The organism is Psychrobacter submarinus (genome assembly GCF_904846685.1).
GTDB lineage: Bacteria > Pseudomonadota > Gammaproteobacteria > Pseudomonadales > Moraxellaceae > Psychrobacter > Psychrobacter submarinus.
Genome location: NZ_CAJHBQ010000001.1, coordinates 854,812 through 868,046, shown reverse-complemented (window position 1 = coordinate 868,046; position 13,235 = coordinate 854,812). Strand labels below are relative to the sequence as shown.

The window sequence follows — 13,235 nt, the reverse complement described above, 5'->3', positions numbered from 1 at the left end:
GAGCCATGTCTCGCATATTTCACGATTATTAAAATGCTCACATCTAGAGGCTATTTTTCCCTAATTTAGTGTATTGAGATTAGGGCGTGTTGAACATTCGACCATGGCACTGACAGAGACTATTTTTTAGGCGATTTGCAGATAAAAATGGTAAGTTTAGTCATTCTAAGCGTCTATTTTTATCAATAAAGCGGCAAAAAATAGTCCTGTCCCTGTTATTAAAAGAAGGATGCTGTCACTTTATTATGACTGTTTAAATAAAATACTAGCCAATGCAAATAAGCATTATCTGCAATTTTAACGACGACTAGAACACAGCTTTGATTAGTAGCAGTGCGCATTTGTGAATGTCCAACACGCCCAATCGATTGGTAATTGTCGTTCGTCGCCCAGCTGGTATTGCCATGCTGACTCTGTGCCTGATACCGGCTTTATTCATTTTTTTTTTTTCTGAATCTTATGCATCTATTTTCTTAACGTTTTTGATTGATATTGGTCTATCAAGCCTTGATCTTCTTTTACATTCCTACGACGGATCTATCACTTACAATTTGACGTGCTTTATCTGTTTTTTTATCTGTTTTTGACGCAAATTTATTTGAGTTTATTAGCTTGTCTTTTTACAGGTAATATTATTGTTGCTAAGATTGACATAATAGCTTCCATCAGATTATAGCAACTTTCTTGTGTTTCGATACGCCACACTCGATAAGTGTCACCGTATCCTGCCTAATCAACGCTCAGCGGTGGACACAGCCCCTTAACTGTCCTGCCTGGCCGATCTACAGACAGATTAAGGGCGTGTACCTGTTTTGTAGTGACGCGTTGATTAGGCAGGGATACTGACTTACTATCGAGTGTAAGCATTATCAAGTACAAAGAGAGTTTATATAATCTGATAAAGGAGAGCTATTATGTCGAATAAATCTGCTAATAACCAAGCGAAAGATGATATTACCTTAAGTAAAAAGGCAAAAAAGCAGCTGAGTAAGCTCAATAAACTGCGTCAAAAAGAGCAAGATAAAATAGATAAAGCGCGTCAAAAAGAGTTAGCTAAAGTTGATAAGGTCCGTCAAAAAGAGCAAGACAAAGTGGATAAGAAGATCCAAGGCTTGATAGATGATATCAATCAAAAAGCGTTAAAAAAGCAAGAAAAAATAGATACTAAGATTCAGAAAAAAAGAAATAAAATAGATAAAGCCGGTATCGAACAGGATCAGCCTTGGCAGTACTAACAAGGCAGTATTAAAAAGACCTGACAATTACTGTAATCGTTAGGTCTTTTACTAGGGCGTGTTGAACATTCACAAATGCGCACTGCTGATAGCTAAAATAGTTCTAGTCGTCGTTAAAATTGCAGGTAATGCTTATTGCATTGGCTAGCTGATTTTATTTAAACAGTCGCAACGACTAGGGCGATTTTAGCATCAGCCCTCACGACAACAACAGGGACAGGACTATTTTTTGCCGCTTTATTGATAAAAATAGACGCTTAGAACGACTAAACTTACCATTTTTATCTGCAAATCAGCTAAAAAATAGTCTCTGTCAGTGCCATGGTCGAATGTTCAACACGCCCTACTTATCTATTGCTATTAGAACAGGGTATAGATAATACATACTCATTAGCAATCAAACTAAAATCCGGCGTAAAACGTCAATAACAAACGTTTGGCGCTGGGTTTTTATGCTTAAGTCAAAGCGTCATAAATATTACAGTCGCTGTATTCCCTTTAGTTTGCCGCTACAAGCTGTCCTGTGATGTTAATCGGAATGACTGTACCCACCATATTTGGGAAGGCGGTCACGCCATAATTGAGGCGATTCACTTTACCAATAGCTTGAAAGTTTAAAAACGGACGCGCGGTTTTGGGGTCTTTTTTGACATCAGATAAGACTACTTTTACGGTTAAAGGTTTGGTTTTTCCCAAAACCGTAAAGTCGCCTGTGACATGCGCTTCTTTGGCATTAATCATGCTGACCTTTTTGGAGACAAATCTCATAGTCGGGTATTTAGCTGTGTTGAGTAGCTCCTTGCGCCGCAAAAAGGCATTACGCAAATTGCCACCAGCATCAATACTGCTCGTTTTTACAGTAAAATTAACGGTAGTACTTGTTGGGTTGTTTACATCGTAATTGATAGAACCATCCATGTTATGAAACTGGCCTTCAACCGTACCATTCCCTAAATATGCTACCTCAAAGTCGACTTTGGTTTTTGGGGTATCTAACTTCCATTTTTGCGGCACTGCTGCCATCACAGGTAGTGATAATAGTAAGCTGGCGCTAAGCGCAGTTTTTAGTAGGGCGTGTCCCTAATTCAAGCGTTTATGACTAAACGGGCTAAAAATGGCTAAATCTTTAGCAAACGGTGTCAAATAACTGGTCAATATCTTGATATTACCTGCGCTATTTTCCTTGTTTGCCTTTAATTTATCTCATTTTTATCACCATTTTTAAAATAGGGACACGCCCTAGTGTGCTGCTGACAATATTCATAAAGTTAGTCCAAAAAGCTAGTATTTGGTAGTAAAAATAATTGGATAGCATATCGCATTTATAGGCTTATGTTGTATTATTAAGGTTTTATTCAAGCGCTTTATACTGATAAATAGAGATAAAAACGATGTCCTTGATGTCTAGCTTTAAAGGTGTCCTCGGTGAGACCGTTATCAACGTCGCTATGTGGCTTAAGCTCGATAAAGATATTTATCACCGGCTAAATAATATAACTTTGCCACTTGCCAATGGTGGTAGCACGCAGATTGACCATATTATCGTCTCAGTACACGGTATCTTTGTCATTGAAACTAAGAACTATAAAGGCTGGATCTATGGTAATGAAAAGCAGCGCCAGTGGACGCAGGTATTCGCCAACGGTCGCAAGTATAAGTTTCAAAATCCGCTCAGACAAAATTATTTACACATTAAATCACTAGCCGATTTGCTTGATTTAGAGATGAGCTACTTTCATTCGATGATAGCGTTCATTGGCGAGTGTGAGCTAAAAACTCGCAATGTATTGCCCGAAAATGTGCTTACTAGCGGTATGGCCTCTTATGTAAAGACAAAGCAAGAAGTAATATTAACCGGCGCTGAGGTTAAGTCGATTGTAGAGCAGATTGAGAATAACCGCTATAGCAAATCTTGGCGAACCAATCGAGAGCACAAAGCTTACCTTAAAGATAAGCACAGTGGCTCTAATAGTCCAGCAAATAAACCATCTTCTGCCTTAAAACCTAAAGAGGAAGTAGAGGCTTCTTATACTCAAAACGTGTCAGTTGAACCCAAAAAAAGAGACATTCTAAAAAGTAGAGAAGTTGCAGGCTGGTCAGGACAAACGCTACAAGCCAATGAAAGTTTCGTAGTTAGTGAAAAGGAAGAAGCGTTTTATATCACGCCGTTTGAGCTACCAGAGTCTGAAATAAAAGCCAAAGTTAACTCTCAAAGTGATAATCAAATTAACGAATCTAAGATTAATATAGTGGCTAATAACGACATTATGGCTAAGCAAATTCCAAACTGTCCTAGATGTGGCGGCGAAATGGTTGAGCGCGTCGCCAAAAAAGGCGCACGTCAAGGTCAAAGCTTTTATGGTTGTAGTCAGTTTCCAAAATGTCGCGGGGTTATGAATGTTAGTGAGTTTAAATAATTAATCCACCGCGCAAACCTCAGAGCGCACGATAAAGCGCTTGCCTTCAGGTATCTCAAGCGAAAAACTTGCGCCGCGACCATCGACTACATCGATAGTTAAGTCAGTATGCTGCCAGAGCTCAAATTGTGCTTTACCCATATAAAACGGACAGCCTACCAGCTCGCCAACAAGCACATCTTGCGCGCCAGTTTTGAAATCGCCTAGCGGATAGCACATCGGTGAGCTACCATCGCAGCAGCCGCCAGACTGATGGAACATTAAATCACCATGCTTGGACTTTAAAAGCTCGATTAATTCGGCGCAAGACGCTGTCGCTGCAAGTTTCATAGTGTACTCCTTATCTTTTAGTTAAGATTTTCCAAAATTGCCCTGTCATAACATAAAAGGTCGCATTGTTCTTAGTCATACTATTAATAGTATGGCATCAAAAACAATACGACCATTTTTTAGAGTTTCAATGACAAGTGATAGCAATACTGATATAACATCGCAATGCTACCTGTTAATCACTACATGGCATAGTCAATCACAATACGTCCCTCGATCTTGCCATCACGCATACGATCGAAGATATCATTGATATTCTCGAGTGGTTCAGCGGTAACGGTCGCTTTCACTTTGCCTTTAGCTGCCATATCTAACGACTCCTGTAGATCAAGGCGTGTACCGACAATTGAGCCGCGAATAGTAATACCGTTCAATACCGTATCAAAGATAGAAACTGGGAAGTCGCCTGTAGGTAGGCCATTACAGACCAAAGTACCACCACGTCTTAACATGCTCAGTGCTTGCTCAAACGCTGTAGAGGATACCGCTGTGACTAGTACTCCATGCGCGCCGCCGATTTCCTGTTGTAGGTACTCGCCAGGATCTGTGTTTTTGGCATTAACAGTAACTTTAGCGCCGAGTTTTTCGGCGAACGCTAGCTTTTCATCATCAATATCGACTGCAGCAACATTAAGTCCCATAGCCACAGCATACTGTACCGCCATGTGACCGAGGCCGCCGATACCTGAAATCACTACCCAATCACCAGGCTTGGTATCCGTCATTTTTAGGCCTTTATAGACAGTGACACCTGCGCATAAGACAGGGGCAATCTCTACAGAGTCGACGCTTTCTGGGATAATGCCTACATAGTCGGCGTCTGCCAGAACATACTCTGCAAAGCTACCATTCACCGAATAACCTGAATTTTCTTGCTTTAGGCACAACGTCTCCCAGCCACCTAAACAATGCGTACAGTGTCCGCAAGCAGAGTAGAGCCAGGGCACACCGACTCGGTCGCCTTCTTTGACGTGATGGACGTTGTCGCCGACAGAGGTGATGATACCGACGCCTTCGTGTCCAGGGATAAATGGTGGACTTGGTTTGACTGGCCAATCTCCTTCAACGGCATGAAGGTCCGTGTGACAGACGCCTGAGGCCTCCATTTTTACTAAGATCTGACCGGCACCTACGGTTGGGATGTCTACTTCTTCAATCTGTAGCGGTTGATTAAACTCATGTAGGACAGCTGCTTTCATTTTATTAGCCATGTTACTTACTCCTTGAAACTGCTTTATAGATTAATGCTTTATAAACATTAATCAGTGAGGCGCTTTATGGGTTTAATCATAAAGCGCTGTGAACAAGTGTTTAAAAGAAGCCCATCGCTTTAGGACTATAAGAGACCAGCATGTTTTTGGTTTGCTGATAATGGTCGAGCATCATTAAGTGGTTTTCGCGTCCAATGCCGGATTGCTTATAACCGCCGAATGCAGAATGCGCAGGGTAGATGTGATAGCAGTTGGTCCATACGCGTCCAGCTTGAATACCACGTCCGAAGCGGTAAGCTTTGTGTACACTACGCGTCCAAACGCCAGCGCCCAGGCCGTATAGCGTATCATTAGCGATACTCATCGCTTCTTCATCGTCTTTAAAAGTCGTGACCGCAAGTACGGGACCGAAGATTTCTTCTTGGAACACACGCATGTCATTAGTGCCCTCAAAAATAGTCGGCTGTACATAGTAGCCATCGCCAAGATCGCCGTCATGTTTGGCACGCTCGCCGCCGACCAATACTTTTGCGCCTTCTTTTTTGCCGATATCTAAGTAAGATAAGATTTTCTCTAATTGATCAGAGCTGGCTTGCGCGCCAATCATAGTATCGGTATCAAGTGGGTTGCCCATCTTAATGGCTTTGACGCGCTCAACACAGCGTTTGATAAACTCATCATAGATACTCTCATGCACCAGCGCGCGTGAGGGACAAGTGCAGATCTCGCCTTGATTGAGCGCAAACATCACTAGACCTTCAACGGCTTTGTCTAAGAAATCATCATCTTCATCCATGACATCGGCGAAGAAAATATTAGGGCTTTTGCCGCCTAGCTCCAAGGTGACTGGAATGATGTTTTCACTAGCGTACTGCATGATTAGGCGACCGGTGGTAGTCTCGCCGGTAAAGGCGACTTTATTAATACGCGGATTGGAAGCCAGCGGTTTACCGGCTTCAACGCCAAAACCATTCACTACGTTGAGGACGCCTTTTGGCAAGATATCGGCAATGCCAATGGTCTCTAGCATAAATAGGATAGAGGCGGGGGTTTGCTCGGCAGGTTTTAGGACAATGCAGTTACCCGCAGCGAGAGCCGGAGCCAGTTTCCATACCCCCATCAGAATCGGAAAGTTCCAAGGAATGATTTGACCGACTACGCCTAAAGGCTCATGGAAGTGGTAAGCGACGGTATCTTCATCAATTTGGCTGATACCGCCTTCTTGCGCGCGAATGGCGCTGGCAAAGTAGCGGAAATGATCAATCGCGAGAGGGATATCAGCGGCTAAGGTTTCGCGCACTGCCTTGCCATTCTCATAACACTCAGCAATGGCGATGGCTTCAAGGTTCTCTTCCATCTTGTCGGCGATTTTGAGTAGTAGATTAGCGCGCTCAGTGACGCTGGTTTTGCCCCAAGCGTCTTTGGCCGCGTGTGCAGCATCTAAAGCTTTTTCGATATCGGCTTCTTTTGAGCGTGCCACTTGGCAGATGGTTTTACCATCGATAGGACTAGGATTATCAAAGTATTCGCCATCGACTGGTGCGACCCATTCGCCATTGATAAAGTTATCGTATTTGTCGCGGAATTGAACTGGGCTATTTTCAGTATTAGGGGTGTCATATAACATGGAGCTTTCCTTTTTATGAGTGAATAAATCTTCCTGATTTTAGCTATTGCTATCTATCTATCGTACTGAGATTTCACAAGAAGCGATAGCAACTTTTAATACTAATGGTTTTGCGTTCATATAACTTTTGGTTTGTTAAGCTTGCCTCGTTAAAATAGTTTGCAAAGCGTGCGTAGCTGTTATAATTGCTGCCAAACATTTGGCTCCTTGTCGGCCCAAAGCTGCTTATCGAGTCTTTTTTATCTTTTGTTAATTGGTCTAGGTTTATGCGTCAATCTTCTGCTCTTAATATTCTAAAAACCGGTAAGAACGTGTTTTTGACCGGCTCAGCAGGCTCAGGTAAAACCTATACGCTTAACCAATATATTCATTACTTACGTGCGCGCCGCGTACCTGTAGCGGTGACAGCCAGTACAGGTATTGCAGCCACTCATATGAATGGCATCACCATTCATAGTTGGTCGGGCATCGGTATCAAAGATGAGCTGACGGAGCGGGATTTGAGTAACTTGGCGCGCAAGCAGTTTTTGGCCGATAGACTCAAAGACACCGCGGTACTTATCATCGATGAGATATCTATGCTGCATGCCAAGCAGCTCAATCTAGTCAATCAAGTGCTCAAACACGTCCGCAAAAATGATAACCCCTTTGGCGGGATTCAGGTCGTCGTCGCAGGCGACTTTTTTCAGCTGCCGCCCATAGGTAGTAAAGGCGAGAGTAATCGCGATAAGTTCGCTTTTATGAGTGAAGCATGGCTCGATGCAGGCTTTCGCATCTGCTATTTATCTGAGCAGCATAGACAAAAGAGCGCGGCTGCCGATGGTGGTCTTGATTTGGACGATATCTTAAATCAGATCCGCCGTCAGGATGTCAGCTTTGAAGCGATTGCGGCGCTTGAGAACACCTTTGATCAAGACGTCGATATCAAGCGCACGCGGCTATATACCCATAACCTCAACGTCAATAAGATAAATGACAAGGAGCTTGCGGCACTAGAGGGTGAGACGAGACGATTTGAAGCCTCGTCTGTGGGTGAGAGTAAGCTGGTAGATACTCTAAAGAAGACCGTACGCACGCAAGATGAGCTGATCCTAAAAGTTGGCGCGAAAGTGATGTTCATTAAGAATAACAACGAGCTTGGCGTCTCAAACGGTACGATGGGGGAGCTGATTGGCTTTGCGGCGGTAAAAGTCGATGACAGCAAGGCTAAAGATAAAGCCAAAAGTGATGCCAAAGCGGATATGGCCGAAGATGACACGATTGCTATCGACGATGAAGATAGTAGCAAAACAGCAGATAAAGATAAAAAAGGCAAAGCCAACACCAAAGATAAGTCCTCAGCCGCGCCAAAAATGCCAGTGGTTAGGCTGAATTCAGGGCGCGAAGTCATCGCTGAACCAGAAGAGTGGATTATTGAAGATGAGACAGGCGATGTGCTCGCTAGCTATGAGCAAGTACCATTGTGTCTGGCGTGGGCGATTACGATTCATAAATCGCAAGGCATGACTTTAGATGCCGCAGAGATTGATCTGTCGCGCACTTTTGAGTTAGGTCAAGGCTATGTAGCTTTATCGCGATTGAAGTCTTTAGAGGGACTGAAGCTGCTAGGCATGAATACTATGAGCTTGCAGCTAGACCCGTTAGCCCGCGGCGCAGATAAGCGTTTCTTAGAGCTCTCAAATGAGGCGGACGCTAACTATGCTATGCTCGATGAAAAAAGCCTACAGCAAAGTCATGATAAGTTTGTACTTAAATCAGGGGGCACGACTAGTCAAGCAGTGATTGAGGCGTATGCTAAGCTACAAAAAAGACGCCGTGAGCAAGATAAAGCCCAGCAAAATAAAAAACAGAAACTGGGCAACCAAGTCGCCGATAAGTCTGAAGCAACCTTACTCGCGACAAAAGCGCTGTTAGAAGAGAGCCTATCTATCATTGAGATTGCGCAGACGCGAGAGCTAGCACAATCGACGATTATGCGTCATATTAGCGAGCTTAAAGCGCAAGATCCGAGTCTGGCCTGCGATCATCTGCGTCCTGATGATGAGGTTATGACCGCCGTGGGTAATGCCTATGTCGCCATAAAAGTTGCCAATAATCCTAATGACTTCAATGATGATGGTAGCATCAAGCTTAAGCCTATTTATGAGCAGCTCAAGCAAACGATAGACTATAATACGATACGTTTGGCGCTGATATTTATCACGCCGTAGTCTAGATACGATGCTACTCTAGAAACCTCGCAAATCTAGTCATCAACTCAGCTATTACTTAGACTCAGTCGTCAGCTGAACGGTTTAAAGCCACTCTATCTTCTATATTTATAGCGATATTATTTATGTCTGATGTAAAGCCTAAAAGCCAAAACAAAACGCCGCAGACCAAGGCGAGCTTAATAGAAAGTACCAGCGTGCGTAAACGGCCGCTCAGAGTCGCTATTAATGGTTTTGGACGTATAGGACGCAACGTACTGCGCGCACTGATAGAGCGCTTTGAGGTACTTGGCAATGCCATCCATTTGGTGGCTATTAATGATTTAGCGCCGGCTGATACGCTGCTGCACCTACTTAGATTCGATAGCACTCATGGACGTTTAAGTGCCCTTGGCGTTAGTGCTGAGATTATAACCAATACTGATAGGCACAGCGATACTGACACACACAGCGATACTGAGACTCAGCTTTGTATCACAAAACACACTCGGACTTACTGTATTCGTATGCTCTCAGAGGCCAATCCTGAGCAGCTGCTATGGCAGACCTTAGGTATCGATGTCGTGCTAGAGTGTACTGGCCATTTTCGCTCTTATGAGCAGGCTTACCGGCACATTGATGCCGGAGCAAAGCAGGTCATTATTGGCGCGGCTCCTTTCGATGATGTCGAGGCGTGCATTGTGATGGGCGTCAATGCTGAACAGTTGACCAATGATCTTCCTATTGTTTCAAGCGTTTCTTGTACCACTCAGGCGCTAGTACCTTTGATTGACACTTTAGACCAAGCCTTTGGCGTGCGCTCTGCAATGATGACAGAGATACATGCCGTCACCGCTGATCAGACCGTGCTGGATCAAGCGCACCGCGATCTGAGACGTGCGCGTGCTTCTGGGCACAACATTATTCCAACCACTTCTAGCAGTATCGCCGCCACTGAGCGCGTATTGCCTGCTATGGCCGGTAAGATTAATGGTCATTCTATTCGCGTGCCTACTATTGATGTTGCCGCTATTGACGTCACCTTTGTCTTTGACAGTGCAGACGTCAGTATCGATGCGATCAGAGAAGCTCTGCAGACGGCTAGTGACGGATCGTTAATAGGCATTATGGCTTATACTGATGAGCCGTTAGTCTCTAGTGATTTTATCCATCAGCCTGAATCACTGATTATTGATGGTCAGCAATTAATGCAAGTTGGCGACCAATACAAGGTGTTTGCTTGGTACGATAATGAATGGGGCTATGCCAATAGACTGCTAGATATGTGCCTGCATTTGGCGAACACCAACGTCTGCGCGCGCAAGAAACGCCTATGGTTAAAATAATATAGTTTTTTTTGCTTCAGCTATTGCATTTTTATTTGAGGTCGCTATAATGTTGCACCTATGGAGACGTGGCAGAGCGGTTGAATGCACCGGTCTTGAAAACCGGCAAGGGTTCATAGCCCTTCGAGAGTTCGAATCTCTCCGTCTCCGCCAAATTTGTTCTATGTGAACATAAAAGCCCTTATCTGAATGGATAAGGGCTTTTTTTATGGCTACGTTTTACGAATATATTTTTATAAACGTATTCAGTCTTTTTGCAATATCAATGCATTTGACAATGACTATTCTAAGGCTTTATCGAATTCGAATATTTGTCCATCAGTGAGCGTCAAAGTCCCTTCATGAATCTCTATCGTCACATCTTGTGCGTTTCTAATCGCGCGCATAACATTGATATTCTCGATACTTGTTTCGATAATTATCTTGCCTGACTGTTCAGGCTCGATAGGAGTGACGAATTGAGTCAAGGGGACATTGAACGCTTTACCTTCTTTTAACTTAGCGTCTTTCATCAGTAACGAACCCTCAAAGCTCTCGATAGGGGTATCACCATGGTTGGAGAGCATAAATTGTAGCTTGACCTGGTTTAGGCTATCGCTATCGCTGGTCTTAACGGGTAATAGCGCTATAGGATAAGTCTGGGCGTTGATACCAGTGGGCTGATTCGTGGCGACTACAGGGCTTTTTTCGCCAGTTGGGTTATTAGGGTGCAAGCGTTCATACTCGCGCTGTTGTAACAAAGCTTGCCTGATTGTCGTGCGCGGCATCGCTCCTGAATCATAAGCATCACTGAGTTTCATACGTAGCATATAGCGGCTTAGCAGCTGTCTATCGCTTTCAGATAATTGCTCAAAAGTTTTGCCTAGTTTTTTTTGCCATTGATCAGAGTCGGTAGGAATAGTCTGTTTCGTTGGGTCGTTTTGCGGCATTGAGCAGCCGTTGATGACCGGTATGCCTAGTGACACTGTGAAGAGTACAACGGCTAACTTCCTTATTTCTCTCTTGTTCATCACCTCTCTCCTTATAGCGTTTAGTTGGATAGTTATTATTTTCAGATCAGTGAAGGCTATTTAGCTTTAATATACCTTGTTTATGTGCGCTGTGGGTTTAATATCTTTGTTTATCAAAAGCATTTTGCGATAAAGAGTCTGAGAAATTAGAAAAAAGGGTGGTGTTTAGAGGGGGTGAGACTAAAGAGTTGTCAGTCCAAGGATAAATGATCAAGAATATGACATAAAAAAAGCTAAGCGCGATTAAGCAAACTTAGCTTTTTTTGAGTCTTTGAGTAGGCGTTAACGATATCGTCTAACGATAGAGGTCGCTCTCATCACTTATCATTGTCTTGTAGCTCAGATAGAGGATGGGTGATATTGTTATTATGAGTCACCACAATAGCCTCATCGATAATACGCTGACTAACGCCGCGCTTACGTAAGGACTCAATAAACACCTCATCATGCGCCAAAGTATAGTCTTGATGGTCGCGATCCAACCCTTGGCGTATATACAAGCGAATCAGCCCCTGAATGCGCTTAAAGCCAAGCTCTGAAGAGGTAGACTGTAATAGCTCAATCATTTCCTCAGAGAGGCGAATGCTAATCGGACGCATGATTTTTTGGGGATGATCAGAGAATTTATTTTTTATGCGTACAGGTATCATAATAAACCATTACTTTTAGTGAGTAGGAATAATAGGGCGTGTTGAACATTCGACCACGGCACTGACAGAGACTATTTTTTAGGCGATTTGCAGATAAAAATGGTAAGTTTAGTCGTTCTAAGCGTCTATTTTTATCAATAAAACGGCAAAAAATAGTCCTGTCCCTGTTGTTGTAGTAAGGGCTGATGCTAAAATCGCCCTAGTCGTTGCGACTGTTTAAATAAAATCAGCTAGCCGATGCAATAAGCATTACCTGCAATTTTCACTTAGACTAGAACTATTTTAGCGATCAGCAGTGCGCATTTGTGAATGTTCAACACGCCCTAATATTAAGAAAAAAGATAGCCAACTTTAAAGTGTGCAATGCTATAAGTGCGCTGCGCTATTCATAATGGCAATCAGTATATAGGAGTCATCAGCACTAGCAAAAAAGCTCTCTAAAACACGCTATCTAAATAAACCAGCTATCTGTCTTACCATACAATAAAATAGCGCAAAAAAATAGCTAAGCCAGAAAATAACGCACATAAAAAAGCCCCCATCACATCATGATGAAGGCCTCTTTATATAATATGGCTCCTCAACCTGGGCTCGAACCAGGGACACACGGATTAACAGTCCGACGCTCTACCAACTGAGCTATTGAGGAATAAAAGGGTATAACTTTAAACTTAAATTAGCAGTGTTTGCTAAGTAGTTCGCGTTATGTGTGGCACATTTTAGCCAAGTCACCTGAGACTGTCAACCTTTAAGCGCAATATTTTTGAATTCTTTAAACCTCGTCTAAAGTCTCTAGCGATTTGCGTAAAAGCTCAAAAATGTAAGATATCAGTCATAAAAAAACCCTTATCAAAAAGATAAGGGTCTTGGCAAATGCCATAATTGAATCAAAGTGATTCAACAAAACAGATTAGTTGGTCATTAAGATATTCGTAGATAACCAGCTAACGATTGACTAACAGTCAAAAATTTGGCTCCTCAACCTGGGCTCGAACCAGGGACACACGGATTAACAGTCCGACGCTCTACCAACTGAGCTATTGAGGAATAAGCTATGAGTGTTTATGCTCATAACGAGCTTAACAACGACTTGTTTAGACAATGAGTTGCTGCTAAGTGGAGCGTATTCTAGCAAAGATAAAAAATACGTCAAGCCTTTTTTATTTTTTAATGCAAATTTTAGCTAAATTGGCAAAATTAAGGCTTATTCTTCTTCTGAC

Annotated in this window: 10 protein-coding genes and 3 tRNA genes; 5 read left to right on the top strand and 8 right to left on the bottom strand. The window is 43.0% G+C overall.

Features of this window, described 5'->3' with window-relative positions; genetic code table 11:
* The first annotated feature begins 914 nt into the window (after positions 1-914).
* A complete protein-coding gene (locus JMY03_RS03945; RefSeq protein ID WP_201601245.1) occupies positions 915-1,235 on the top strand; it encodes a hypothetical protein in 321 nt (106 codons plus the stop codon).
* Positions 1,236-1,733: 498 nt separating this feature from the next.
* On the opposite strand, the gene JMY03_RS03940 is transcribed toward JMY03_RS03945, so the two are convergent.
* On the bottom strand, positions 1,734-2,258 hold the full coding sequence (locus JMY03_RS03940) for a YceI family protein (protein ID WP_201601242.1): 525 nt from the start codon (positions 2,256-2,258) through the stop codon (positions 1,734-1,736).
* 368 nt (positions 2,259-2,626) lie between these two features.
* Here JMY03_RS03940 and JMY03_RS03935 point away from each other — a divergent pair, with 368 nt between their 5' ends.
* On the top strand, positions 2,627-3,652 hold the full coding sequence (locus JMY03_RS03935; protein ID WP_201601239.1) for an NERD domain-containing protein: 1,026 nt from the start codon (positions 2,627-2,629) through the stop codon (positions 3,650-3,652).
* Here the strand turns inward: JMY03_RS03935 and JMY03_RS03930 are convergent, their stop codons facing one another.
* The 3 genes from JMY03_RS03930 to exaC form a co-directional block, all read right to left on the bottom strand.
* A complete protein-coding gene (locus JMY03_RS03930) occupies positions 3,653-3,982 on the bottom strand; it encodes a DUF779 domain-containing protein (protein ID WP_201601236.1) in 330 nt (109 codons plus the stop codon). It lies immediately after the preceding gene.
* Between the two features lie 182 nt (positions 3,983-4,164).
* Positions 4,165-5,193, bottom strand: a complete 1,029-nt coding sequence (gene adhP / locus JMY03_RS03925) for an alcohol dehydrogenase AdhP (protein WP_201601233.1) — start codon at positions 5,191-5,193, stop codon at positions 4,165-4,167.
* 100 nt (positions 5,194-5,293) lie between these two features.
* The gene (gene exaC, locus JMY03_RS03920) at positions 5,294-6,820 is read right to left on the bottom strand and encodes an acetaldehyde dehydrogenase ExaC (RefSeq protein WP_201601230.1); all 1,527 of its coding nucleotides are present in this window, start codon (positions 6,818-6,820) and stop codon (positions 5,294-5,296) included.
* 266 nt (positions 6,821-7,086) lie between these two features.
* On the opposite strand from exaC, the gene JMY03_RS03915 reads away from it, so the two are divergent.
* From JMY03_RS03915 to JMY03_RS03905, 3 genes are all read left to right on the top strand, one after another.
* Entirely contained in the window at positions 7,087-9,030 is a 1,944-nt protein-coding gene (locus JMY03_RS03915; protein ID WP_201601227.1) for an AAA family ATPase, read from the top strand.
* A 125-nt stretch (positions 9,031-9,155) separates the two neighbouring features.
* On the top strand, positions 9,156-10,355 hold the full coding sequence (locus JMY03_RS03910; RefSeq protein ID WP_201601224.1) for a type I glyceraldehyde-3-phosphate dehydrogenase: 1,200 nt from the start codon (positions 9,156-9,158) through the stop codon (positions 10,353-10,355).
* Positions 10,356-10,417: 62 nt separating this feature from the next.
* Positions 10,418-10,508, top strand: a tRNA-Ser gene (locus tag JMY03_RS03905).
* Between the two features lie 128 nt (positions 10,509-10,636).
* On the opposite strand, the gene JMY03_RS03900 is transcribed toward JMY03_RS03905, so the two are convergent.
* The 4 genes from JMY03_RS03900 to JMY03_RS03885 form a co-directional block, all read right to left on the bottom strand.
* Complete coding sequence (locus JMY03_RS03900; protein WP_201601221.1) at positions 10,637-11,365, bottom strand: hypothetical protein; 729 nt, start codon at positions 11,363-11,365, stop codon at positions 10,637-10,639.
* A 317-nt stretch (positions 11,366-11,682) separates the two neighbouring features.
* Complete coding sequence (locus JMY03_RS03895; protein WP_201601218.1) at positions 11,683-12,015, bottom strand: CopG family transcriptional regulator; 333 nt, start codon at positions 12,013-12,015, stop codon at positions 11,683-11,685.
* Positions 12,016-12,588: 573 nt separating this feature from the next.
* Positions 12,589-12,664, bottom strand: a tRNA-Asn gene (locus JMY03_RS03890).
* A 322-nt stretch (positions 12,665-12,986) separates the two neighbouring features.
* Positions 12,987-13,062 (bottom strand) — tRNA-Asn (locus JMY03_RS03885).
* Positions 13,063-13,235 lie beyond the last annotated feature (173 nt).

Excerpts from the sequence above, each read along its gene's own strand:
- JMY03_RS03930 (WP_201601236.1), bottom strand. The coding sequence starts at position 3,982 with ATGAAACTTGCAGCGACAGCGTCTTGCGCCGAATTAATCGAGCTTTTA.
- JMY03_RS03935 (WP_201601239.1), top strand. The coding sequence starts at position 2,627 with ATGTCCTTGATGTCTAGCTTTAAAGGTGTCCTCGGTGAGACCGTTATC.
- JMY03_RS03915 (WP_201601227.1), top strand. The coding sequence starts at position 7,087 with ATGCGTCAATCTTCTGCTCTTAATATTCTAAAAACCGGTAAGAACGTG.
- exaC (WP_201601230.1), bottom strand. The coding sequence starts at position 6,820 with ATGTTATATGACACCCCTAATACTGAAAATAGCCCAGTTCAATTCCGC.
- JMY03_RS03910 (WP_201601224.1), top strand. The coding sequence starts at position 9,156 with ATGTCTGATGTAAAGCCTAAAAGCCAAAACAAAACGCCGCAGACCAAG.
- JMY03_RS03945 (WP_201601245.1), top strand. The coding sequence starts at position 915 with ATGTCGAATAAATCTGCTAATAACCAAGCGAAAGATGATATTACCTTA.
- JMY03_RS03940 (WP_201601242.1), bottom strand. The coding sequence starts at position 2,258 with ATGGCAGCAGTGCCGCAAAAATGGAAGTTAGATACCCCAAAAACCAAA.
- adhP (WP_201601233.1), bottom strand. The coding sequence starts at position 5,193 with ATGGCTAATAAAATGAAAGCAGCTGTCCTACATGAGTTTAATCAACCG.
- JMY03_RS03895 (WP_201601218.1), bottom strand. The coding sequence starts at position 12,015 with ATGATACCTGTACGCATAAAAAATAAATTCTCTGATCATCCCCAAAAA.
- JMY03_RS03900 (WP_201601221.1), bottom strand. The coding sequence starts at position 11,365 with ATGAACAAGAGAGAAATAAGGAAGTTAGCCGTTGTACTCTTCACAGTG.